Here is a 20,205-nt window from a genome sequence, read left to right as displayed (position 1 = left end):
CTGCCTGAGGAGGCATCTTCCCGCCTCAGGTCGGTGCAAGCTCGGTCTCCGGCAGCTTGATATCGGCACATCGGCCCGCCCCGTAGGCGTCGCCGGCGATCCGCCTTTCCACTGCCCTGGCCATCGCCTCAAGATCGATGTCCTTGCCGGCGACCTTTTCGATGGCGCCGGCGACGAGGTCAGGGGCGATCCAGTCCGGCTTGTGGCCGAGATTGCCCACCCAGACGAGTTCGGCGCCGGCGATGTCGCGCACCAGGCCGACGGAATGGATGTGAGCGTAGACGACCTTGTCCCGGTCGCCGGAGATGACCACGGTCGGCGCCTTGATCTCGTTGTAGCGTGGCGCGGCGCCGAGCGCATAGCGGTAGAGCCCGGCAACATCGCTGGCATTGGCGCGGAAGGCTGCCGGCCGCAGCACCAGCGGGATCGACGCTTTGTCGATATAGTCGTCCGGCACCTTGTTGGGTGAGAAGACGCAGGTCGTGGCATCGGCAATCCGCACTGTTCCGGCGGGATAGGTCAGCGTTTCGGAGAACAGCCGGCCGATCACCGGAAGCATGGTCAGGTCGTAGTACCAAGATGTCGCGCCGCCCGGCCACGGATGGGTCGCCGGCGCCAGGAAGATCAGTCCGAGCATCTTGTCGGGATGTTCGCAGCCGAATGCCGATGTTACCACGCCGCCGAAGGAATGGCCGACGATGACTGCCTTGCGGATGCGCAGATGATCCATCAGCGCGGCGAGGGTATTGGCCTGCGCCGACGGGTCTTCATTGGTGCCCGGTCCGCGCCCGGACCAGCCGAATCCCGGCCGGTCGAAGAACAGCATTTCGGCGCGGCCTTCCAGCAGCGGCCTCAGCGGCAGCATTTGATCCCTGAGATTGGCGCTGGCGCCATGAATGAAGACGACCGGCGGCAGGTCCGCGTTGGCGGGGGCGGGAATATGGACGTAGTGAATACGGGCGCCGCGGATGTCGGCGAATTCACCGATGGACGGATTACGGCGTTCGATCAGCCACGAGCCGATCCGGGTGACGCCGACAAGGACGAAGACAAGCGCCAGAAGGAAGGCGAAGGCGGTGTAGAGAAGGTTCATGGAGATTCTGCAGTAGGCAGTAGGCGGTAGGCGGTAGGCGGTAGGGGAAAGGGCATCTCAGCTTACTGCCTAATCCCCATTCGCTACTGCCTAGTCAAATTCCTTCGCCGGCGAGCTCTTCCGAAAGGGTGGCGACCTGGTTCTGGGCGCTGCGCATCATCGGATAGATTGCCAGCACCCTCTGCCAGGCTTCGAGCGCCGATTGCTTATGGCCGGTCAAAGCCATGATCTGCGCCAGGCCCGCAAGCGCGCCGAAATGGCGGGGCTCCAACTGCAGCGTATGATCGATGTCGGACATCGACTTGCTGTAGTTTTTCATCATGAAATGCACCGTGGCGCGCCGGTTCCAGCCTTCGGCATAGGTCGGCTGCAAGGTCACCACCTGGTCGAGGAAATCGAGCGCGACGTCGAATTTCTGGTTCTCGATCGCCTTTTGCGACCACTGCATCATCAGGTCGATCGAAGCGCTGCCGGAGTGGAACCATTCGTTCCAGATATTGCCGGCGATGCGTTCGGCGGCCTTTTCATTGCGCTCGCGCTTGAGGTCGGCGAACAGCTTGTCAAGCCGGGCCTGTTTCGTCAGCGGCGCGGCCGGAGCTTCCGGGGCCGCCGGTGCGCTGGCCTGATCGTCCGCCAAGGCGGGCACGGACAAAGAAACAGGCAACGCGATCAGAAATGCAAAAAGAATCCGCATCGCCCGACTCTAGTCCCCGGGCGGCGGAACATCAAAGTGATTTTGCGTGAGAACGGTCGGCAGGCCGACAAGCATCAATGGCGGAGGCGGTCAGCCTCCAGCCGAAAGCTCAGCCCTGGCGCGCCTTGTAGCGCGGGGCGGTCTTGTTGATGATGTAGACGCGGCCCTTGCGGCGAACCAGCTGGCTGTCGCGGTGACGCGCCTTCAGCGCCTTGAGCGAATTCTTGATCTTCATGGTCTTGCCTGTCGATGTGGACCCGGTCCCGGGTCGAAATTTTAAGGCGCGCCAGAAGACGCGCCTTTTGAACGGTGGGTGGCTCATAAACGAGGAGGCTTGCCCATGTCAACCGTGAGTCAACCGCAAGCATGCCGCGCATCCCAATATTATCAAATATCCGCCATGTTGGCCCTGCGGCATTGCACGGTTCCGGGCCGGCTGGAATGATGCCGTAGATTTGAAGTGATTTGGGGACGAGCATGCGCCGAACATTCCTGTATGCCTGGCTGGTCGTGCTGGCGGCGACCGCAGCCGTCCGCGCCCAGGAATGCGACCGCTCCGACGACAGCCAGCAGATGATGAACATCTGTGCCGGCGAGGACTACCAGGCGGCCGACGCCAGGCTCAACAAGGCTTATCAGGACCTGATCGGCTCCGACGATGCCGATGACAAGAGATTGCTGCAGGCGGCACAGCGCGCCTGGATCGCCTTCCGCGACGTCGAATGCGCGCATACCACGGCCGCCAGTCAGGGCGGCTCCATCCATGCGCTGGAGGTTTCGCAATGCCTGACCAGGCTGACCAACGAGCGCATCAAGCAGCTCGCCGCCTCGGCCAATTGCCAGAAGGGCGATGCGAGCTGCGCCAGTCCCGACGACAGCGACGAGGTGGAGTAGTTTGCCGTCCTTGGGCAGCCATTGCAGGGCGTGCGTGAGCGGCTTTACCGGCGGCCGATCCGGGTGAAATGACCCATCTTGCGGCCGGGCCTTGCCTCCGCCTTGCCGTAGAGATGCAGCATCAGGCCGGGCTCGGCGAGCAGGGCTGGGACGCGCAGCACGTCGTCGCCGATCAGGTTTTCCATCACGCAATCAAAATGGCGGTTCGGGCTGCCGAGCGGCAAGCCGGCAACGGCGCGGATGTGCTGCTCGAACTGCGAAACGATGCAGGCGGCTTCGGTCCAATGGCCGGAATTGTGGACACGCGGCGCGATCTCGTTGGCGAGCAGCGAACCGTCCGCCAGCACGAAGAATTCGACGCCGATGACGCCGACATAGTGGAGCGCCGACAGGATCTTCGCCGCCGCCGCCTGTGCTGCCTCAGCCGTTTTGGGCATGACGGCAGCCGGCAAGGTCGATGTGTGGAGAATGCCGTTGCGGTGCACATTCTCGGCCGGATCATAGGCGGCGACCGTGCCGTCCAGCCCGCGCGCCGCGATCACCGAGATCTCGCGCTCGAACGGCACGAAGCTTTCCAGGATCAGCGGCACATTGCCCATCGCCTCGCAGGTGCCGGCGAAACCGCCGGCTTCCATGTTGCGGAAGACGCGCTGGCCCTTGCCGTCATAGCCCATGCGCCGCGTCTTCAGGATGCCGCTGCCGCCGAATGCCTTCAGCGCCGCCGTCAATTCGTCGTCAGTGTCGACCCGCCGGAAATCGGCGGTGGCAATGCCGATGCCATTCAGGAATGTTTTCTCGCTCACACGGTCTTGCGCCACGTCCAGCGCGCGTGCCGGCGGATAGACCGCGACCCTGGCGGCGAGCGCTTGTGCCGCGGCAACCGGAACATTCTCGAACTCATAGGTGACAACGGAACTTGCCGCCGCCAGTTCGGCAAGGGCGGCCGGATCGTCATAGGCGGCCGTTATCTGGCGGTTGGCGACCGGGGCGGCCGGGCAATCCGGCTGCGGCTCCAGCACGATGGTGCGGTAGCCGAGACGGGCGGCCGCCATCGCCAGCATGCGGCCGAGCTGGCCGCCGCCGATGATGCCGATGGTCGATCCGGCGGGCAGGCTCATGGCGTATCCGTGGGCTCAGCCGCGACCTTGGCGGTCTGCGAGGCGCGCCAGGCATCGAGCCGCTGGGCGAGCTTGTAGTCATTCAGCGCAAGCACGGCGGCCGCCAAGAGGGCTGCATTGGCGGCACCCGCCTTGCCGATGGCCAGTGTTCCCACCGGAACGCCGGCCGGCATCTGGACGATCGAGAGCAGCGAATCCTGCCCCGACAGCGCCTTCGATTCCACCGGCACGCCGAATACCGGCAGCGGCGTCATCGCGGCTGTCATGCCGGGCAGGTGGGCGGCGCCGCCGGCGCCGGCGATGATCACCTTGTAGCCGGCGGCCTTTGCGCCCTTGGCGAAGTCATAGAGCCGGTCGGGGGTCCGGTGTGCCGAGATGATCAGCCGTTTGTGCGGGATGCCAAGCGCTTCCAGCGTTTCAGCGGCCTGGCGCATGGTCGCCCAGTCGGACTGGCTGCCCATGATGATGGCGACGTCGGCGCGTTGATCGTTCAAGCTTCTGCTCCCCGGCGACAAAGGCGCGCCTTAGCGGAAATCGGAGGCGACGGCAAGGATGAGCAGCGTTGGCCGCGCCCCGGCAAACCCGCGCCGGTGTCGGTTCATCAAGTGTCTGGCGAGAGCTTCATAGGCCGGCAACGAGAATAACCGGATGAAATAGCTGCCGGCGAGGACTGCGCGCCGCGCGGCGTTTCTTGCCCGAATGGGCAGCTCCTGTTCACGCGACCGAACCAGCGACCGCCGGTCTTCGCAGCCGTCGGCGGCGCGAATGCTCGCGTCCACAAGGATCATTTGGGCCGTTTTCCTGAAACTGGGTCATACCGCCGCCTTGCGGAAGCGGGCGACGAAGTCGTCGAGTTCCGGCCGCTCCATGTCGGAGATAGCCCAGAAGGAGAAGGCGCCGTCACTCCAGTGCACCATCGAGAAGCCGCCTGACGAAAGGTCGTCAGGCTGAGTGACCTTGCCGTCCTGCTGCGGTTCGGCGACCAGCGTGATCAGGTGCTCGCGGTGGCGGTAGACCAGTGCCGGCACAGGCCGGCCTGATATCACCTCGACCCGGCCACCAATCAGCGCGTAGCCGTCCTGGGCAAGGTCAGGGGCAGGGGGCGACACGCCGATGCGGGCGTCGAGCCACGGCTTGACCGTATGGCGATCGGACGAGACGATGTCGGTCGGGCTCGTGGCAAGTAGGCTGCGGCGATGGCCGTTGGCGACCGCCGCGGCAACGCCGTCATCCATGCCGCCTTGCATCACCCATTGCGTCGCTCCACTGGCCAGCACTGCGCTGATCATGATCGACGCGGCAAGAGCGCGCCAGTCGAACGAGCCGAAGCGGCGTGCCCCCGGCGACGACCGCGTCTGGGACGGGCGTGTCCCGGCTTCCCGTCTCTGGCCCGCGCCGGCGCCCACAATCGATCCCGGCGGCGCCAACGGTGCGCGCTGCTGTGGCTCTGTCGCCTCGGCTTGCTCCTGCTGTTCGGCGCCCGCCATGCCGATCGCCGCGATACGGGCCCGGAAGGCATCGCTGACGTCGGGGCGCGGCAAACGACTGACCGTGGCGCGCAAGGCAACGATACGGGCATGTTCGGCGGCAAGCCGGGGGTCGGCGGCGATGCGGCGCTCCACGGCAAGGGCGGCCGCGGCATCGAGTTCTCCGTCAACAAGGGCGTGGATCATAAGCCTGATACCTTCGGGATCATTGGGCAGTCCATCGTCATGGCTGGTCATGGCGCTCTCCCCAGTTCGGACGCAAGCAGGCCGCGAGCGCGGGCAAGCCTGGACATCACCGTGCCCATCGGCACGTCGAGCATGGCCGATATCTCGCGATAGCTGAGGCCGTTGATGTCGCGCAACACCAGCGTTTCGCGAAATGGCTGCGGCAGCGCCGCGATCGCCGCTTCTAGTGCGGCTGTGTCGGCCCTGGCGATCAGGCTCGCCTCCGGGCCATCCTCGTCCGGCAGGCTGGTGCCATGGGCCGCCGCCATGTCGTCGAGATCGCCGAGGTCGCCGACGGCCATAATGGCGCGCGGCCGGTTGCGCGACATCCAGGTGTAGGAGGTGTTGCGCACGATGGTCAGCAGCCAGGCGCGGGCGTTGCCGCCGGCATAGCCTGATATGCCGGCATGCGCCTTGATACAGGCGTCCTGCACGACATCCTCGGCATCGGCGGCGTTGCCGGTCAGCCATCTGGCAAGCGCCAGCGCGTCGCCGAGATGCGGCAACACCACCTCGTTGAAGCGTTCTGCCAGGGCCCTCTCGCTCAAAGCAGCACCATGATTCGATACTCCGGGAGGAACAGGCCGTGCGCTTTCAAGCAAGGACGGTGATCTCGTCCTGCCTGTGCGGGTGAAACCCGCCGAAACAGGCAACGCCGCCTGCTGTGGCGAAAGTGAATTCATCTGCGTCACCAGTGTCAAGCGTTCCGGGAAGGCGGGGCGCCATGGGGGAAAGAGCGGTGATGTTCATGCGCGCCAGCATATGGCGGCGACTGAAGCCGCGACCATATTCGCCGCCGTCCGCGCGATGATGGGCCATGCCGATCTCCTCAGCGCCAGCAGTGGCGCATGCCGAGGAGACTTGTCGCGACCGCAATTTAGTCCCGTCGCCGGTTCACAGTCGCGTGATCAGCCTGATGCAGCCGGGGAATTTTACCGGTGGACGGTGTCTGGCAGTCAATCCGGCCAGCGCAAAGCGCCTGATGAATCCTTACGGGCGGCTTTCATCGCATCGGCGGGACGATCCTTCGCGGTCAATATGGCCCGTAGCTGTTCGGCGACGATGTCGGCTTCGCCGGGATGAAGGTTGCAGGGGTCGAGGAAGAAGTGGCCGCGTTCGACCTCGTGGTTGCGCACGATGATCGGCGGCGAGCCAACGGCGAGCGCCGAGGCCAGGCCGGCGGCGGTGAAGCGGCTTTCCGGCCGCACGAAGACCTGCAGGCGATCGAGCGGGTTGGCGGTCGGGTCGGGTATGATCTCAGCCGATATGCCCGGTATGCCCTGCAAAGCGCCCTTCCAGAGGGTGAGCGCGGCTTCCTCGCGCCGGCGGATACCGGCGTGATCGCGCTTCTCCCAGGCTTCCAGCGCCGCCATGGTGCCGGCTATGCTTTCCTTGCCGACCTTCATGGCGCGCGCGACGCCGCGGTTCTGCAGATAGGCGGCACGCACGAGGTCCTTGCGGCCGGTGACGATGCCGCTGGTCGGCCCGCTCAGGAATTTGTGGCCGCTGTAGATGACGATGTCGGCGCCGCGCGCGAGGAAACCGCGCAGATCGTATTCGGAAGCGGCATCGACGATCACCGGCACGCCCCTGGCGTGGCAGATCTCGCAGAACTCTTCCAGCGAGAGCATGCCGTACTGCACGGTATGATGCGCAACGACATAGAGGCCGGCCGCGGTGCGGTCGTTGATCGCTTCGAGCACATGATAGTCCTGCGTCACGCTGACCGTGCCGGCAGGCACCACCTTGGCGCCGGCGACGCGGACCGACTGGTCGATCGGTGCGCCATAATTGACGATGTGGCCAAGCTGGATGACGACTTCCGATTTGAGCTCCCCGGTGTCGTCAGGCAGGCGCTCGATGGCGAGCAGGCTGGTACCCGTCATCGCGCCGGCGATCGCCATGGTGATGCCACTGGCGCAGCAGGCGGTGATGAAACCGGCCTCGCCGCCGGTGAGGCGTGCGACGACCGTGCTCGCGGCGCGCTGCAGATCGTCCATCTCCACCCATTGCGAGGCGATTTCGGCCATGGCGCTGATCGCCTCGGGAACGATGATGGATGCGCCGAGAGCGGTCATTGTGCCGGAAACATTGATGATCGGCCGCAAGCCGAGCCGTTCGCGGATGGTGGTGTTGGAGCCGGTGTCGGAATAGGTCTTCATGTGAGTGGATCCCGTGTGGCAGGTCAGGCGGCGATCTCGACGACCGCCTCGATTTCGACAGTGATGTTTCCAGGCAGCGAGCCGACGCCGATCGCCGAGCGCGCGTGGCCGCCGACCTTGTCGAAGACATCGGCGAACAGGTCCGAACAGCCATTCATCACCTTCGGGTGGTCGCTGAAGGTCGGCGTCGCGTTGACGAAGCCGAGCAGCTTGACGACGCGCACGATACGGCCGAGATCGCCGGCGGCGGCATGCATGACCGCAAGCAGATTGAGCCCGGTCAGGCGGGCATGCTCATACGCCTGCTCGACGCTCACATCCTCGCCGACTTTGCCGGTGCAGAGCGTGCCGTCGGCGCGCAGCGGCCCTTGGCCGGACAGGAAGATCAGCCGGCCGCTCTCGGCATGGGTGACGAAATTGGCTATGGGGATCGGCGGCTCGGGCAGCGTCAGGCCGAGTTCGGCAAGCCGGGTATAAGGCGTCATAGAAGAAGGCTCCCTTGGTTGGCTTCAGCCATCCGATATTCAAAAATGAGCGGCGTCGGCCGTCCAATGTCAGAAATGCGAGGCGCGGAAGCGCGCCAGGAAGGTGCGGAGGCGTTCGTTGCTGGTCTCCGCCGCGAGGATCTCCTTCGGCGGGCCGACGGCGCTGACGCCGCCATCGGCCATGAAGACGATGCGGCTCGAAGCGTCGCGGGCAAAGGCCATTTCGTGCGTCACCATCAGCATGGTCATGCCGTCCTCGGCAAGGTTGCGCACGACGGCCAGCACCTCGCCGACCAGTTCGGGGTCGAGGGCGGAGGTGATCTCGTCGAGCAGCAGGATCTTCGGCTCCATCGCCACGGCGCGCGCGATGCCGACACGCTGCTGCTGGCCGCCGGACAGCTCCGCCGGCAAGCTGTCGGCCTTGTGGGCGAGGCCGACGCGGCCGAGCCAGTGTTCGGCGGCCTTGCGCGCCTCGGACTGGCTCTTTCCGCGCACCTTGGTGAGCCCAAGCATGATGTTGCCGGCCGCCGTCAGGTGAGGAAACAGGTTGAAGCTCTGGAACACCATGCCGGTTTCGGCGCGCATGGCGGCAAGGTCGCGTTCGCTGCGGCGCTGGCGTGTTCCAGTCTCCCGATAGCCGACCTCCCTGCCGTCGATGCGGATCGAGCCGCTGTCGTAGCTTTCGAGGAAGTTGACGCAGCGCAGCAGCGTGGTCTTGCCGCTGCCCGAGGGGCCGATGACCGTCACCACCTCGCCGCGCTTCACCTGAAGGCTGACGGAGCGCAGAACCTCCACGGCGCCGAAGGCCTTACAGACATCGCGCACGTCGAGCAGCGCGGGACTGGCGTTTGTGGTGTCGGACATGGTGCTATTCCCGGATGAAGGCAAAGCGCCGCTCGAGCCGCCGGCTGGCGAGCGAAAGCGCGTAATTGACCGCGAAGTAGATGAGCGCGCCCAGTATATAGAGCGGCATCGCCTCATAGGTGCGGCCGATGACCTGGTTGATGGCCTGCATCAGGTCGGTGATGCCGAGCAGCGAGACCAGCGCGCTGCCCTTGACCGCGTCAGTGACGCCGTTGATCCAGGGCGGCAGGAAGCGCCTGAAGGCCTGCGGAAAGATGACCGAGGTGAGCCGCTGGGGGAAGGTCAGCCCGATGGCCATCGCCGCTTCCGACTGGCCCTTGGGAATGGAGGCGACGGCGCCACGCACATATTCCACCACCTGCGCCGTCTTGAACAGAGTGAGCGCCAGCACCGCGGCCCAGAAGGACGGCAGATGAAGCCCGATCGCCGGCAGGCCGTAATAGACGAAGAACATCAGCACCAGGATCGGAATGCCGCGGATCGTATCGGAGAAGATGCGCACCGCCCAGCGCAACGGGGCAGGGCCATAGACCAGGCCGACGCCGAGCAGGACGCCGGCGATGAGCGAGAGCACCACGACCAGCAGCGACACCCACAGGGTCACGGCGAAGCCTTGGGCGAGGAAGGGCAGGGCGTAGAGGATCTGGCTCAACATCTCAGCGCGCCGCCCTGAACCGGCGCTCGACGAGTCTCAGCGCGAAAAGCAGCGTATAGCCGGTCACCAGATACATTGCCGTGGTGACCAGGTAGACCTCGACGATGCGGAAAGTGTTGAAGTTGATCCACTGGGCGCCGTAGGTGAGTTCCGGCACCGAGATGACCGAGGCGATCGAGGTGTCCTTGAACAGCGAGATGAAGGTGTTGGAGAGCGCCGGCAGCGTGATGCGCAGCATGGTCGGCAGACGCACGTGGAGCAGCCTTTGCCAGGGCGTCAGGCCGATGGCCTTGCCGGCATCGAGCTGGCCACGTGGAACAGCCTCGAGGCCCGAGCGAAACACCTCGACCAGATAGGCGCCGCTATAGACCGACAGCGTCAGGACAAACGAGGTCGGCGCGCTGTAGGCGAGGTCCACCACCGTCGGCAGGCCGTAGAAGACGAGATAGACGAGCAGGATCAGCGGCACGTTGCGGATGAATTCGACATAGGCGGCGATCGTCGCACGCACGACGCGCCCGGCCGAGACATACCAGACCGCCAGCACCAGCCCGATGACGATGCCGATGGCGATCGAGATCACGGCAAGCTCGAGGCTGAGCAGCAGGCCGCCCCACAGCTTGTCGAAGTGCCGCCAGATCAGGTTGAAGTTGAGGGCATAGCCCATGCGTCCGCCTTGGTGTGAAGGGCGTCGGAAGAAGCCAGGCGGAAAGGGTGCCGAATGCCGCCCCTTCCGCCTGCTGGATCAGATGACCGGGAAGCCGGGGTGGCGCGGCGGCGGCTCCTGGCCGAAATACTGCTTGAAGGCGGCGTCGTATAGCGCCGTCTCATGGCCGAACATGGCGATGGTGAAGGTCTGGTCGACGAAGGTCAGCCAGTCCAGATCGTCTTGCCGGACCGCGGCGCCATAGAGCATCGAATACCAGCTCTTGCCGGCATCGAAATATTTGTCCGGATTGCGCGAGGCGAGCCAGCGCACGGTGGAGAGATCGACCGCGGCGGCGTCGACCCGTTTGGATTCCAGCGCCTGCAGAACGTTGGCCTGGGTGTCGATCTGCATCACCTGCGCCTGCGGCAAGGCAAAGTGGACAGAGGACTCCGCGTCGACATTCTGTAGGATGGAAATGCGCGTCGCCGAACCGCCGGCAAGCAGCTTGTCGAAGGTCTTGTTCTCGGCGCTGGGAAGCGTCAGCAGCGCAACGCCCTCGACATAGTATGGCCTGGTGAAGTTGATCAGCTGCGAGCGCTGCGCCGTCATCGTCATGAACTGGATGGTGATGTCCACCTTGTTGGTGGTGACGTTGGGAATGCGCTGCGCCGGATCTTGCATGACGAACTCGACCTTGGTGGGGTCGTCGAAAAGCCCCTTCGCCAGAATCCGCCCCATGGTGATGTCCATGCCGACCAATTCGCCGGCGTCGTTCTCGAAATGCCAGGGCGCGTTGGTGCTGCCGGTGCCGACAATCAGCTTGCCGCGGTCGAGCACGGTGCGCAGCAGGCTTTCGGATGCGGCCTGGGCGGCGGCCTTCTGGGCATCGACGGTTGCCAGCACGCCGGCCGTCGCAAGTCCCGCCATTCCCAATTTCAGAAAATCACGTCTTCCGGATGTGTCGTTCACGGCGACCTCCCTTCGTGTTGTGTTCCCCTACGCACAGGTCATACACGCGACAGCGATCATTCCGATTGTCTCTTACAAGAGACGCATGTATCCTGTACAAGACAGATACTAACACCAGGAATCGACAATGCAAGATGGCAGTGCCTTGGCTGTTTCAGACAGCGAGAAGATCTCGGGCTCTCGTGAAAAGGGCCTCAACCGGGTGCTCGAGATTCTGGAGTTTCTGCACACGACGCAGAGGGCGATCGGGATCGGCGATCTTGCCAAGGGGGTGAACGCACCCCGCTCGACGACCTATACGCTGGTGCGATCGCTGGTCGATGCCGGCCTGTTGGAAATGGCCGGCGATGGCAACCGCGTCTATTTCGGCAAGAAGCTGTATCTCTATGGAATGGATTATCTGCGCGGCAACGACCTGCTGCGGCGCGGGCGCCAGGAGGTCGACAATCTGTCACGCGAGACGGGCGAGACCTCGGAATTGTGCATGCTGCAGAGCGGCCGCTACACCATCGTCCATTCAAGCCCGGGCAGCAGGCCGTTCCGCATCAGCTCGGCCACTGGCCTGCAGATACCGCTGCCCTGGACCGCGTCCGGCCGGCTGCTTCTAGCGGGGCTGGAGAGGGCCGCGATCGAAGGCATGGTATCGGAAGACGATCTCGTGCTGCCCGACGGCCGCAAGTTGCGGCTCGACGATTTTATCGCCGACATCGCCAAGGCGCGCGTCACCGGCTACTGCGTGACCTCGGGTCTGGTCGATGCCTACACCAAATGTCTTGCCGTGCCGGTCTTTTCAGCGCCAGGCAAGGTCGAGGCGACGATGTGCCTGGTGGTCCCGATCGATACGTCGCAGGAGCGGACCGGCAGCCTAATTGGCCTGTTGCGCGACCGCGCGGCCAGGCTCTCGATCGCCGGATAGGCGAAGGCGCCTCAAGCGATGATGTCGGGAATGATCTTGTCTTCCAGCTTCATGAGCCGGTCTTTCAGTGCCAGCTTCTTTTTTTTCATGCGCTGGATCTGCAGCGGGTCGCAATTCATGGCGATCATCGCGTTGATCGCCGCGTCGAAATCGGCGTGTTCCTGCTTCAGCCGCGAAAATTCAAGGCGAATATCGGCCTGTTCCTGATCGGACATTCTTTACCGTCTGCACGTCTGCGGCGCCCAAAACTGGGCCTGATTGGGCGGGGGCGGCAAATTTCTGCCACCGGCGCGCAGCCCATACCACATTTCACATTGTCGTGGAATGCTACCACGGATCATTCGACATCGCTGTCCGAAGGTGGCACAGTGTCACCGTGCCGTCACAGAAGCGACCTGCGGTGGACGTGCCTTTGACGGCTGCAATCGAGGAAACCATGAAAGGGAGAACCAATCATGTCTCTTGCATCCCATCTTGATGAGTTGCAGCGGAAACACGGCGACATTGAACGTGAAATCGATGACGCGATGAACCACCCGTCGGTGGACGACCTCGAAATCGTGAATCTCAAGCGACGCAAGCTGGCAATCAAGGATGCGATTGAGAAACTAAGGGCGCAACCGACCACGCATTGAACCCTCACCTGATATAGCCGCTCACCTCTTGCGGTTTTGCTTGCCGGCGGTAAAAGCCGCCGGCCTGGTGAGCTTTGAGCGCTGCGCTACAAGCCGGTAGCCGATATCCTCTCAGATACTTTTACTTCCATGTCTCGGCCGCGCTGGGTCGCGCCCTGTTTTCAGGTCCGTCGCGAGGCTCAATTGCTGCCAGTGGCGACCTATCGCCATTGACAAGCGATCTTTGCTCCTCCACCTCATGCCCGGACTTCAGCGTATAGGCCCGGAGCGCCCTATGCGTCCACGTGGGTGCATGGCGCTTCAGAGACAAAAGGCTGCCGGCATGACCGGATATTTTTCCTTTCCCTTCCCCCGCCGCACCTCGGTCGGCGTCGACGTCGGCGGCGTGGTCGTCGGCGGCGGCGCGCCCGTTGTCGTGCAGTCGATGACCAATACCGACACGGCCGATGTCGACCAGACGGTGGCGCAGGTGGCGGCGCTGCACCGTGCCGGCTCCGAGATCGTGCGCATCACCGTCGACCGAGACGAGAGCGCCGCCGCCGTGCCGCATATTCATGAGCGGCTTCAGCGCCTCGGCATCGATGTGCCGCTGGTCGGCGATTTCCACTATATCGGCCACAAGCTTCTGGCCGATCATCCGGCCTGCGCCGAGGCGCTGGCCAAATACCGCATCAACCCCGGCAATGTCGGCTTCAAGGACAAGAAGGACCGGCAGTTCGCGGCGATCGTCGAAATGGCGATCAAGCACGACAAGCCGGTGCGTATCGGCGTCAACTGGGGCTCGCTCGACCAGGATCTGTTGACGCGGCTGATGGACGACAACCAGGACAAGGGTTTCCCGTTGACGGCGCAGGAGGTAACGCGCGAGGCGATCGTGCAGTCGGCGATCCTGTCGGCCGAGATGGCCGAAGAGATCGGCCTTGCCCGAGAGAAGATCATCCTGTCGGCCAAGGTCAGCGGCGTGCAGGATTTGATCGCGGTCTACACGGAACTCGCTACCCGCTCCAACCATGCGCTGCATCTGGGGCTCACCGAAGCCGGCATGGGCTCGAAAGGTATCGTCGCCTCGTCCGCCGCCATGGGCATTCTCCTGCAGCAAGGGATCGGCGACACCATCCGCATCTCGCTGACACCGGAGCCCAATGGCGACCGCACGCGCGAGGTGCAGGTTTCGCAGGAATTGCTGCAGACCATGGGCTTCCGGCAGTTCGTGCCGATCGTCGCGGCTTGCCCCGGTTGCGGCCGCACGACTTCCACCGTGTTCCAGGAATTGGCGCAGAACATCCAGGCGGACCTGCGCAAGAACATGCCGGTGTGGCGCGAGAAATATCCCGGCGTCGAGAACCTGAAGGTCGCGGTGATGGGCTGTATCGTCAACGGGCCAGGCGAATCCAAGCATGCCGATATCGGCATTTCGCTGCCCGGCACCGGCGAGACGCCGACGGCGCCCGTCTTCGTCAACGGCAAGAAGGCGGCGACGCTGCGCGGGCCTTCGATCGCGGCGGATTTCGAGAAAATGGTCGCCGACTATATCGAGCAGAGGTTTGGTAGCGGCGGCAAAGCCGCGGCAGAGTAAGTCCAATGCAGCGTTTCCCCTGGGCGACGCTAATCCTGTTATGTGCGCTGGGCTGGCCGGCACTCGTTCAGGCCGATCCGCCGCAATCGGCCAAGCAGAGGCTGATCGACAAGGTCTGCAATCTGATCCAGGCCTATGCCGACCAGAACGGCCTGCCCAGGGATTTCTTCGCCCGGCTGATCTGGAAGGAAAGCCGTTTCGACCCCAACGCCGTCAGCCCGGTCGGCGCCGAGGGCATTGCCCAGTTCATGCCGGGCACCGCCAAGATGCGGGGGCTTGAAAATTCCTTCGACATCAACCAGGCGATCCCGGCCTCGGCGAAGTACCTGGCTGAAATGAAAACCAGCTATGGCAATCTTGGCCTGGCCGCCGCCGCTTACAATGCCGGCGAAAACCGGGTGTCGCGCTGGCTGGCTACGGGCGGCTTCCTGCCGATGGAGACCGAGAGCTATGTCTTCGACATCATGGGCGAACCGGTCGACAAGTTCTCCGATCCTGCATATGGCGGAAAGATCGAGCCGCTCGACGCCAAGACGGATTTCGCCGTCGCCTGCCGCAAGCTGCCGGTGATCATGTCGCGGACCGTAGCGATGGCCTCGATCAACGTCAAACCATGGGGCATCCAGGTGGCCGGCAATTTTCGCCGCGGCGCCGCGATCAACCAGTGGCTGAGGGTGAGGAGCCGGTTTCCGGCCCTGCTCGCCAGCCATGATCCGGTGGTCAGCCGGGTGCGCACGCCGATGGGCCGGCGCGGCATCTATGCCGTCAGGATCGGGGTGGACGACCGCGCCGCCGCCAATGTCATCTGCCAGAAATTGCAGAGCGTCGGCGGCGCCTGCGTGGTGGTGCGCAACCGATAGGCGAAGCCCAGCGCGCGGATAGGCTCTCGGGTCTGGCGCGCTGGCAATTTAGGCGCGTGCACCAAAATATGCCTTACGATCTCGAAGCCGATGCCAGCCGGCTCACGCCGCTTGAATGCGCCCGTCGCATCCGTCTGGAATTTCGACTATAGGCGGCGATGGGCTTGGCCAGGGTTGCTCTGCCTGTGAGGAACGACAGGGCAGGGGATGTTCGAGGCATACATTATCTGCGGCACGCCGAGAACCGGCAGCACGTTGCTGTGTAAGCTACTGGCGTCCACCCGGACTGCCGGCGATCCTCACTCCTTCTACCGGCGGCAGGATATGTCGGAGTGGGCCGAGGATTGGAAGCTGCCCGGTCGCGACACAATGGGCGAGCTTGAATTCAACGTCGCCTATCTCAACGCGGCTATCATTGCCGGCAAGGGCGGGGCCGGCAAGGGCGGGACGGATGTCTTCGGCCTGCGCCTGATGCGTGAAAACCTGGACGAGCTTTCAGCCATACTCGACCAGATTTTCCCCGGGCTTGCGTCGGACAGAGCGCGTTTCGAAAGGCCTTTGGCCGTGTTCTCTACGTACATTTGTCGCGCGCGAACAAGCTCGCGCAAGCTGTCTCCCTGGTGAAGGCACGGCAAACCGGTCTTTGGCACGTCGCTCCCGATGGGACCGAGATCGAGAGAGTGGGATCTCCTGGGGAACATCAATACGATTTCGCGCGCATCAAAGGTGAGCTCGCCTGACCCAATGACGCGCTTCAGGCGGTTTTGGCCACCACTGTTTCACTGAGCCATGTGCCGATCTTGGTGCCGAGGCGATCGGGCGAGACCGGCTTGGGCAGATAGTCGTCCATGCCGGCCTCGATGCACTTGTCGCGATCGCCCTTCAGCGCGTGCGCGGTGACGCCGACGATCGGGATGCGGCCGCCCGACGAAGCCTCGATCGCACGGATGGCGCGGGTTGCCTCGTAACCGTTCATCTCGGGCATCGAGACATCCATCAGGATCAATTTCGGACGCAGCGACCGGTACATCTCGACCGCCGTGCGGCCGTTGCCGGCAATGCGGTAGCTCAAGCCCAGCCCGTTGAGGATCTGGCCGAACACCAGCTGGTTCACGTCATTGTCCTCGGCAATGAGGATGTCTATCGGGCCGTTCGGCGTGAGGGTCGATTCCGGCGCTGTCACGACCGGCACGGCTGGCCCCCGGATGACCGTGAAGGCAGGCGGAGCCGCCGGCGGTGGCTGGATCGGCTCGCGAACGAATTGCGCCTTGCCGACCTGCGAGCGGGCTTTCTGGATGACCGAAATGACCGTGCCGAGCAGCACCGCCGAGCGCGTCGGCTTGGTCAGGTGCGCGGCAATACCGAAGTCGATGATCATCTTGCCGAAATCGACCTGGTCGACCGAGGTCAGGATGACGATCGGGATGGCCGACAGTCGGCTGTCGGCGGCGATGGCCCGGGCGACATCGGCACCGTTCATGCCGGGCATCTGGTAGTCGAGGATGATGCAGTCGACGCTGGCGCCCAACTGGCAGGCGCGATCGAGGAAGGCCAGCCCCACGGCGCCGCTTTCGGCGGCGGCGCAATCGAAGCTCCAGCTTCTGAGCTGCTCGAGCAGGATCTCGCGGTTGACCGGATTGTCGTCGATGACCAGCACGCGCGCGCCGGTGACGTCGACCGGCACGATCGCGTCGCGCGCCTCGGCACGGTGTACGGGCAGCGGCACCGCGAACCAGAAGACGGAGCCCCGCCCGATCTCGCTCTCGACGCCGATCTTGCCGGCCATCAGGTCGACGAGGCGGGCGGCGATGGCAAGCCCAAGGCCGGTGCCTTCGTGACGGCGGGTCGAGGAGCCATCGACCTGGGCGAATTTCTCGAACACGTTCTGCAGTTTGTCACCCGGGATGCCGATGCCGGTGTCCTCGACGCGCAGCTTGAGCTGGACGACGTCGTTGACGGTTTCGCCGCCGACATCGATCAGCACATGGCCCTTTTCCGTGAACTTCACCGCATTGCCGACCAGATTGGTGACGATCTGCCGGAAGCGGCCGGCATCGCCGACGACATAGGCCGGCAGGCGCGGGTCGACGCGTACGATCAGCTCGAGGTTCTTCTCGGCGACGCGCGCCGCGACCAGTGTCGCGACATCCTCGACCGCTTCGGAGAGACGGAAAGGGGCGGGATCAAGCGTCAGCTGTCCGGCATTGATCTTGGAGAAATCGAGGATATCGTTGATGATGGTGAGCAGCGCATTGCCGGATTTGACGATAACGTCGGTGAAGGTCTTCTGGCGTGGGGTCAATTCGGTCTTGGCCAGCAATTCGGCCATGCCGAGCACGCCATTCATCGGCGTGCGGATCTCGTGGCTCATATTGGCCAGGAATTCGGACTTTGCGCGGTCGGCGGCCTCGGCCTTGAACAGGGATTCGGCCGATTGGGCGAAGGCGCGGCGGATCGCCTGTTCCATCGGCCGGAAGATCCAGAAGGCGACGATGGCCAGGACGCCGAACAACAGGCCGCTCGCCCACAAAAGCAGCCTGTCGCTGGAAGTGTCGGCTAAATGGCGCTCTTCGTCCAATGCGGTACGGACCCGCACCAGCATCGGTTGGACAAACAGGTCGTTCTGGTTGCGGATTTCCCGGTAGCTCCATTCATCCGCCTTCTGCGCCACCGACATCAGATTGAGATTGCGCACCATGTCGCGCGGCGACCAGAACAGGTCGCCATTGACCGAGGAGGCTTCGAGTTCGTCGATGGTCTTGGCCGACAGGCGCTGATGTATCGCGGCGAGCTGGGCGGTCAGTGTGTCGATCTCGCCGGTCAGGCGTTCGGAATGGGCGCGCGCCGAAGCAGTCAGCGCATCGCGCGTTTCGTTGCGCCAGGCGGAGCCGGTGGTCTCGGCGAAGCTGGTCGCGTTGCGCAGGTCGCGGGTGAAGATGACGAGATTGCTGCTCAGCGCATCGACGTCGTGGCGAAAGGCATTGACACGGTCGAGCGCAACCATGATGGCCGTGGAAGCGAGCGCGAAAATCAGCAATCCTGAAAGATAACGAATCCGGACAAACCGGATGAAGGAAGAATATTCCGGCATGCGCAACCCCAACACATACGCATTATTTTAACGACCGGGATTACGCTTCATTTACATTAAGATTTCGTTGGCGCGAGTGCAGGTTCCCTGTGCCGCGGATCAGACCGATGCGGTGATGCCGCCATCGACATAGAGGATGTGGCCGTTGACGAAGGACGAGGCATCGGAGGCGAGGAACACACAGGCCCCAACCAACTCTTCCACCTTGCCCCAGCGGCCGGCCGGCGTGCGCTTTTCGAGCCAGGCGCTGAAGGCTGGATCGGCGACGAGGGCCGCGTTGAGCGGCGTATCGAAATAGCCGGGCGCAATGGCGTTGCACTGCAGGCCGTGTCTGGCCCAGTCGGTCGCCATGCCCTTGGTCAGGTTGCCGACCGCTCCCTTGGTTGCCGTGTAGGGCGCGATGCCGGGGCGGGCAAGTGCCGTCTGCACGGAGGCGATATTGATGATCTTGCCGCGACCCCGCCTGATCATATGGCGGGCGACCGCCTGGCCGACATGGAAGACGCTGGCAATATTGGTCTGCAGCAGGCGCTCGAACGCATCTTCGGGAAAATCCTCGAGCGGCGCGCGGAACTGCATGCCGGCATTGTTCACCAATATGTCGATCGGCTCGCCGGAGAGCTCGAAATTGTCGATCGCGGAGCGGACCGCGCCATGATCGGTCGCGTCGAAGGCGAGCGTTTCAGCGCCGGGAATCTGCGACACCGCGGCGCCAAGCTTTGCCGCGTCACGGCCGTTGAGGATCACACTGGCGCCGGCTCGCGCCAGGCCTTTGGCCAAGGCGAACCCGATGCCTTGCGAGGAGCCGGTGACGAGCGCCCGGCGTCCGCTGAGATCGAACAGATTGGATGACATCGAAGCTGATCTCCCACTTGGCTCTTGCCACGCACCACCAATATCGAAGCCGCCGTCAGCTGTTGCGCATTGCCACGAAGGTCGCGGCTTGCCTCAGCAGGGCCGCCTTGTCGCCATAGGGTTCGAGCAGCGCGTGCGCCTGGCCGACAAGGCCGTGCAGCTGGCCGCGCGCCCAGTCGGCGCCGTGCAGCGCCACCAGCGTTCCCTTGCCGGCGGCGGCGTCCTTGCCGGTCGCCTTGCCCATCTGCTTGATGTCGGCGGTCAGATCGAGCAGGTCGTCGGCAAGCTGGAAGGCAAGACCGATCGCCGAGCCGAATTCGGCCAGTCGCTCACGGTCTTCCGCCGAAGCGCCGGCGATGATGGCACCCGCCTCGCAAGCGAAGCGGATCAGCGCCCCGGTCTTCATCGCCTGCAGCCTTATGATGCCGGTTTCGTCGGGCGGGATGCGCTCGGCTTCGAGGTCGAGAATCTGGCCGCCGACCATGCCGCCGGCGCCGGCGGCGCGGGCAAGCGCCAGCACCAAAGCGGCCCGCCGCTCGGCCGGCAGCAGGGTCGCCTCGCCGGCGATGATGTCGAAGGCCAGCGTCAGCAATGCGTCGCCGGCCAGGATGGCTGTCGCTTCGTCGAACGCCTTGTGCACGGTCGGCTGGCCGCGGCGCAGGTCATCGTCGTCCATCGCCGGCAGGTCGTCATGGATCAGCGAGTAGCAGTGAACGCATTCGAGGGCCGCCGCGACGCGCAGCGCCGCTTCGCCATCGGCGGAAAACAGGGCAGCGCTTTCCATGACCAGAAACGGGCGCAGCCGCTTGCCGCCGTTCAGCACGCCGTGGCGCATCGCCGCCATCAGACGATCGGGCCGCGTGATCTCGCCCGAAAGCGGTCGGTCGTCGAGCAACCGCCGCAGCAGCACCTCGACGGCGGCGGCCCGCCTGATGAGCGCCATTTCGAACGCCATTTCGTCGTCATTCGTCATGGCC

At 64.2% G+C, this 20,205-nt stretch carries 25 protein-coding genes and 1 pseudogene; 7 read left to right on the top strand and 19 right to left on the bottom strand.

Going from position 1 to position 20,205, the window contains the following annotated elements; translation table 11 throughout:
* Positions 1 to 25 precede the first annotated feature (25 nt).
* The 3 genes from FJW03_RS21545 to ykgO all read right to left on the bottom strand — a co-directional run bounded on the left by FJW03_RS21545 (position 26) and on the right by ykgO (position 2,022).
* Positions 26 to 1,093 (bottom strand): alpha/beta fold hydrolase, encoded by a 1,068-nt coding sequence (locus FJW03_RS21545; protein WP_140760899.1) that lies wholly within the window; start codon positions 1,091 to 1,093, stop codon positions 26 to 28.
* Between the two features lie 94 nt (positions 1,094 to 1,187).
* Entirely contained in the window at positions 1,188 to 1,787 is a 600-nt protein-coding gene (locus FJW03_RS21540) for a tetratricopeptide repeat protein (protein ID WP_140760897.1), read from the bottom strand.
* 109 nt (positions 1,788 to 1,896) lie between these two features.
* On the bottom strand, positions 1,897 to 2,022 hold the full coding sequence (gene ykgO, locus FJW03_RS21535; protein ID WP_140760895.1) for a type B 50S ribosomal protein L36: 126 nt from the start codon (positions 2,020 to 2,022) through the stop codon (positions 1,897 to 1,899).
* Between the two features lie 242 nt (positions 2,023 to 2,264).
* Between ykgO and FJW03_RS21530 the strand changes: the two genes are divergently transcribed.
* Positions 2,265 to 2,681: a lysozyme inhibitor LprI family protein gene (locus FJW03_RS21530; protein WP_140760893.1), complete on the top strand. Its 417-nt coding sequence runs from the start codon at positions 2,265 to 2,267 to the stop codon at positions 2,679 to 2,681.
* Positions 2,682 to 2,725: 44 nt separating this feature from the next.
* Here FJW03_RS21530 and FJW03_RS21525 read toward each other — a convergent pair whose 3' ends face one another.
* The 12 genes from FJW03_RS21525 to FJW03_RS21470 all read right to left on the bottom strand — a co-directional run bounded on the left by FJW03_RS21525 (position 2,726) and on the right by FJW03_RS21470 (position 11,253).
* Positions 2,726 to 3,799 carry a 5-(carboxyamino)imidazole ribonucleotide synthase gene (locus FJW03_RS21525; RefSeq protein WP_140760891.1) on the bottom strand — a complete coding sequence of 358 codons (1,074 nt, stop codon included), beginning with the start codon at positions 3,797 to 3,799 and terminating at the stop codon, positions 2,726 to 2,728.
* Positions 3,796 to 4,293 carry a 5-(carboxyamino)imidazole ribonucleotide mutase gene (purE, locus tag FJW03_RS21520; protein WP_140760889.1) on the bottom strand — a complete coding sequence of 166 codons (498 nt, stop codon included), beginning with the start codon at positions 4,291 to 4,293 and terminating at the stop codon, positions 3,796 to 3,798. Before purE ends, FJW03_RS21525 begins: the two co-directional genes overlap by 4 nt.
* Positions 4,294 to 4,323: 30 nt before the next feature.
* Positions 4,324 to 4,587: a hypothetical protein gene (locus FJW03_RS21515; RefSeq protein ID WP_140760887.1), complete on the bottom strand. Its 264-nt coding sequence runs from the start codon at positions 4,585 to 4,587 to the stop codon at positions 4,324 to 4,326.
* 24 nt (positions 4,588 to 4,611) lie between these two features.
* Positions 4,612 to 5,523, bottom strand: a complete 912-nt coding sequence (locus tag FJW03_RS21510; protein WP_140760885.1) for an anti-sigma factor family protein — start codon at positions 5,521 to 5,523, stop codon at positions 4,612 to 4,614.
* Positions 5,520 to 6,059 (bottom strand): sigma-70 family RNA polymerase sigma factor, encoded by a 540-nt coding sequence (locus FJW03_RS21505; protein ID WP_140760883.1) that lies wholly within the window; start codon positions 6,057 to 6,059, stop codon positions 5,520 to 5,522. The genes FJW03_RS21510 and FJW03_RS21505 overlap by 4 nt, the downstream gene beginning before the upstream one ends.
* Before the next feature lie 46 nt (positions 6,060 to 6,105).
* Entirely contained in the window at positions 6,106 to 6,330 is a 225-nt protein-coding gene (locus tag FJW03_RS21500) for a hypothetical protein (RefSeq protein ID WP_140760881.1), read from the bottom strand.
* 137 nt (positions 6,331 to 6,467) lie between these two features.
* Positions 6,468 to 7,673: an aminotransferase class V-fold PLP-dependent enzyme gene (locus FJW03_RS21495; protein ID WP_140760878.1), complete on the bottom strand. Its 1,206-nt coding sequence runs from the start codon at positions 7,671 to 7,673 to the stop codon at positions 6,468 to 6,470.
* Positions 7,674 to 7,696: 23 nt separating this feature from the next.
* Positions 7,697 to 8,158: a RidA family protein gene (locus FJW03_RS21490; RefSeq protein ID WP_140608187.1), complete on the bottom strand. Its 462-nt coding sequence runs from the start codon at positions 8,156 to 8,158 to the stop codon at positions 7,697 to 7,699.
* A gap of 69 nt (positions 8,159 to 8,227) precedes the next feature.
* Positions 8,228 to 9,022 carry an amino acid ABC transporter ATP-binding protein gene (locus tag FJW03_RS21485; protein WP_140760876.1) on the bottom strand — a complete coding sequence of 265 codons (795 nt, stop codon included), beginning with the start codon at positions 9,020 to 9,022 and terminating at the stop codon, positions 8,228 to 8,230.
* 4 nt (positions 9,023 to 9,026) lie between these two features.
* Positions 9,027 to 9,677, bottom strand: coding sequence for an amino acid ABC transporter permease (locus FJW03_RS21480; protein WP_140608183.1), 651 nt, complete (start codon positions 9,675 to 9,677; stop codon positions 9,027 to 9,029).
* A gap of 1 nt (position 9,678) precedes the next feature.
* A complete protein-coding gene (locus FJW03_RS21475; protein ID WP_140608181.1) occupies positions 9,679 to 10,344 on the bottom strand; it encodes an amino acid ABC transporter permease in 666 nt (221 codons plus the stop codon).
* Positions 10,345 to 10,422: 78 nt separating this feature from the next.
* The gene (locus tag FJW03_RS21470) at positions 10,423 to 11,253 is read right to left on the bottom strand and encodes a transporter substrate-binding domain-containing protein (protein WP_181173153.1); all 831 of its coding nucleotides are present in this window, start codon (positions 11,251 to 11,253) and stop codon (positions 10,423 to 10,425) included.
* A gap of 169 nt (positions 11,254 to 11,422) precedes the next feature.
* On the opposite strand from FJW03_RS21470, the gene FJW03_RS21465 reads away from it, so the two are divergent.
* Positions 11,423 to 12,211, top strand: coding sequence for an IclR family transcriptional regulator (locus FJW03_RS21465; RefSeq protein WP_140760872.1), 789 nt, complete (start codon positions 11,423 to 11,425; stop codon positions 12,209 to 12,211).
* Positions 12,212 to 12,222: 11 nt separating this feature from the next.
* Here FJW03_RS21465 and FJW03_RS21460 read toward each other — a convergent pair whose 3' ends face one another.
* A complete protein-coding gene (locus tag FJW03_RS21460) occupies positions 12,223 to 12,426 on the bottom strand; it encodes a YdcH family protein (RefSeq protein ID WP_140550905.1) in 204 nt (67 codons plus the stop codon).
* A 240-nt stretch (positions 12,427 to 12,666) separates the two neighbouring features.
* Between FJW03_RS21460 and FJW03_RS21455 the strand changes: the two genes are divergently transcribed.
* The 5 genes and pseudogenes from FJW03_RS21455 (at position 12,667) to FJW03_RS21435 (ending at position 16,022) form a co-directional block, all read left to right on the top strand.
* Positions 12,667 to 12,846, top strand: coding sequence for a YdcH family protein (locus tag FJW03_RS21455; protein ID WP_140608175.1), 180 nt, complete (start codon positions 12,667 to 12,669; stop codon positions 12,844 to 12,846).
* Between the two features lie 322 nt (positions 12,847 to 13,168).
* Positions 13,169 to 14,422, top strand: a complete 1,254-nt coding sequence (ispG, locus tag FJW03_RS21450) for a flavodoxin-dependent (E)-4-hydroxy-3-methylbut-2-enyl-diphosphate synthase (protein WP_140760870.1) — start codon at positions 13,169 to 13,171, stop codon at positions 14,420 to 14,422.
* A 5-nt stretch (positions 14,423 to 14,427) separates the two neighbouring features.
* Positions 14,428 to 15,282, top strand: coding sequence for a lytic transglycosylase domain-containing protein (locus FJW03_RS21445; protein ID WP_140760868.1), 855 nt, complete (start codon positions 14,428 to 14,430; stop codon positions 15,280 to 15,282).
* Complete coding sequence (locus FJW03_RS30420; protein ID WP_140761119.1) at positions 15,228 to 15,434, top strand: phosphotransferase-like protein; 207 nt, start codon at positions 15,228 to 15,230, stop codon at positions 15,432 to 15,434. The genes FJW03_RS21445 and FJW03_RS30420 overlap by 55 nt, the downstream gene beginning before the upstream one ends.
* 55 nt (positions 15,435 to 15,489) lie before the next feature.
* Positions 15,490 to 16,022, top strand: a pseudogene (locus tag FJW03_RS21435) (Stf0 family sulfotransferase).
* Between the two features lie 14 nt (positions 16,023 to 16,036).
* Here the strand turns inward: FJW03_RS21435 and FJW03_RS21430 are convergent.
* From FJW03_RS21430 to FJW03_RS21420, 3 genes are all read right to left on the bottom strand, one after another.
* Positions 16,037 to 18,373, bottom strand: a complete 2,337-nt coding sequence (locus FJW03_RS21430) for a response regulator (protein WP_140760865.1) — start codon at positions 18,371 to 18,373, stop codon at positions 16,037 to 16,039.
* Positions 18,374 to 18,472: 99 nt separating this feature from the next.
* On the bottom strand, positions 18,473 to 19,228 hold the full coding sequence (locus tag FJW03_RS21425) for an SDR family oxidoreductase (protein WP_140760863.1): 756 nt from the start codon (positions 19,226 to 19,228) through the stop codon (positions 18,473 to 18,475).
* A 55-nt stretch (positions 19,229 to 19,283) separates the two neighbouring features.
* The gene (locus tag FJW03_RS21420) at positions 19,284 to 20,201 is read right to left on the bottom strand and encodes a polyprenyl synthetase family protein (protein WP_140608165.1); all 918 of its coding nucleotides are present in this window, start codon (positions 20,199 to 20,201) and stop codon (positions 19,284 to 19,286) included.
* Between the last annotated feature and the right edge of the window lie 4 nt (positions 20,202 to 20,205).

The organism is Mesorhizobium sp. B4-1-4 (assembly GCF_006439395.2).
In the GTDB taxonomy this organism is placed as follows: domain Bacteria; phylum Pseudomonadota; class Alphaproteobacteria; order Rhizobiales; family Rhizobiaceae; genus Mesorhizobium.
This window is presented reverse-complemented; position numbering and strand designations above follow the sequence as displayed.

What these genes read in the sequence shown, in the direction of transcription:
- FJW03_RS21545 (WP_140760899.1), bottom strand. Translation starts at nt 1,093, where the DNA reads ATGAACCTTCTCTACACCGCCTTCGCCTTCCTTCTGGCGCTTGTCTTC.
- FJW03_RS21540 (WP_140760897.1), bottom strand. Translation starts at nt 1,787, where the DNA reads ATGCGGATTCTTTTTGCATTTCTGATCGCGTTGCCTGTTTCTTTGTCC.
- ykgO (WP_140760895.1), bottom strand. Translation starts at nt 2,022, where the DNA reads ATGAAGATCAAGAATTCGCTCAAGGCGCTGAAGGCGCGTCACCGCGAC.
- FJW03_RS21530 (WP_140760893.1), top strand. Translation starts at nt 2,265, where the DNA reads ATGCGCCGAACATTCCTGTATGCCTGGCTGGTCGTGCTGGCGGCGACC.
- FJW03_RS21525 (WP_140760891.1), bottom strand. Translation starts at nt 3,799, where the DNA reads ATGAGCCTGCCCGCCGGATCGACCATCGGCATCATCGGCGGCGGCCAG.
- FJW03_RS21515 (WP_140760887.1), bottom strand. Translation starts at nt 4,587, where the DNA reads ATGATCCTTGTGGACGCGAGCATTCGCGCCGCCGACGGCTGCGAAGAC.
- FJW03_RS21510 (WP_140760885.1), bottom strand. Translation starts at nt 5,523, where the DNA reads ATGACCAGCCATGACGATGGACTGCCCAATGATCCCGAAGGTATCAGG.
- FJW03_RS21500 (WP_140760881.1), bottom strand. Translation starts at nt 6,330, where the DNA reads ATGGCCCATCATCGCGCGGACGGCGGCGAATATGGTCGCGGCTTCAGT.
- FJW03_RS21495 (WP_140760878.1), bottom strand. Translation starts at nt 7,673, where the DNA reads ATGAAGACCTATTCCGACACCGGCTCCAACACCACCATCCGCGAACGG.
- FJW03_RS21490 (WP_140608187.1), bottom strand. Translation starts at nt 8,158, where the DNA reads ATGACGCCTTATACCCGGCTTGCCGAACTCGGCCTGACGCTGCCCGAG.
- FJW03_RS21485 (WP_140760876.1), bottom strand. Translation starts at nt 9,022, where the DNA reads ATGTCCGACACCACAAACGCCAGTCCCGCGCTGCTCGACGTGCGCGAT.
- FJW03_RS21480 (WP_140608183.1), bottom strand. Translation starts at nt 9,677, where the DNA reads ATGTTGAGCCAGATCCTCTACGCCCTGCCCTTCCTCGCCCAAGGCTTC.
- FJW03_RS21475 (WP_140608181.1), bottom strand. Translation starts at nt 10,344, where the DNA reads ATGGGCTATGCCCTCAACTTCAACCTGATCTGGCGGCACTTCGACAAG.
- FJW03_RS21470 (WP_181173153.1), bottom strand. Translation starts at nt 11,253, where the DNA reads ATGGCGGGACTTGCGACGGCCGGCGTGCTGGCAACCGTCGATGCCCAG.
- FJW03_RS21465 (WP_140760872.1), top strand. Translation starts at nt 11,423, where the DNA reads ATGCAAGATGGCAGTGCCTTGGCTGTTTCAGACAGCGAGAAGATCTCG.
- FJW03_RS21460 (WP_140550905.1), bottom strand. Translation starts at nt 12,426, where the DNA reads ATGTCCGATCAGGAACAGGCCGATATTCGCCTTGAATTTTCGCGGCTG.
- FJW03_RS21455 (WP_140608175.1), top strand. Translation starts at nt 12,667, where the DNA reads ATGTCTCTTGCATCCCATCTTGATGAGTTGCAGCGGAAACACGGCGAC.
- ispG (WP_140760870.1), top strand. Translation starts at nt 13,169, where the DNA reads ATGACCGGATATTTTTCCTTTCCCTTCCCCCGCCGCACCTCGGTCGGC.
- FJW03_RS21445 (WP_140760868.1), top strand. Translation starts at nt 14,428, where the DNA reads ATGCAGCGTTTCCCCTGGGCGACGCTAATCCTGTTATGTGCGCTGGGC.
- FJW03_RS21430 (WP_140760865.1), bottom strand. Translation starts at nt 18,373, where the DNA reads ATGCCGGAATATTCTTCCTTCATCCGGTTTGTCCGGATTCGTTATCTT.
- FJW03_RS21425 (WP_140760863.1), bottom strand. Translation starts at nt 19,228, where the DNA reads ATGTCATCCAATCTGTTCGATCTCAGCGGACGCCGGGCGCTCGTCACC.
- FJW03_RS21420 (WP_140608165.1), bottom strand. Translation starts at nt 20,201, where the DNA reads ATGACGAATGACGACGAAATGGCGTTCGAAATGGCGCTCATCAGGCGG.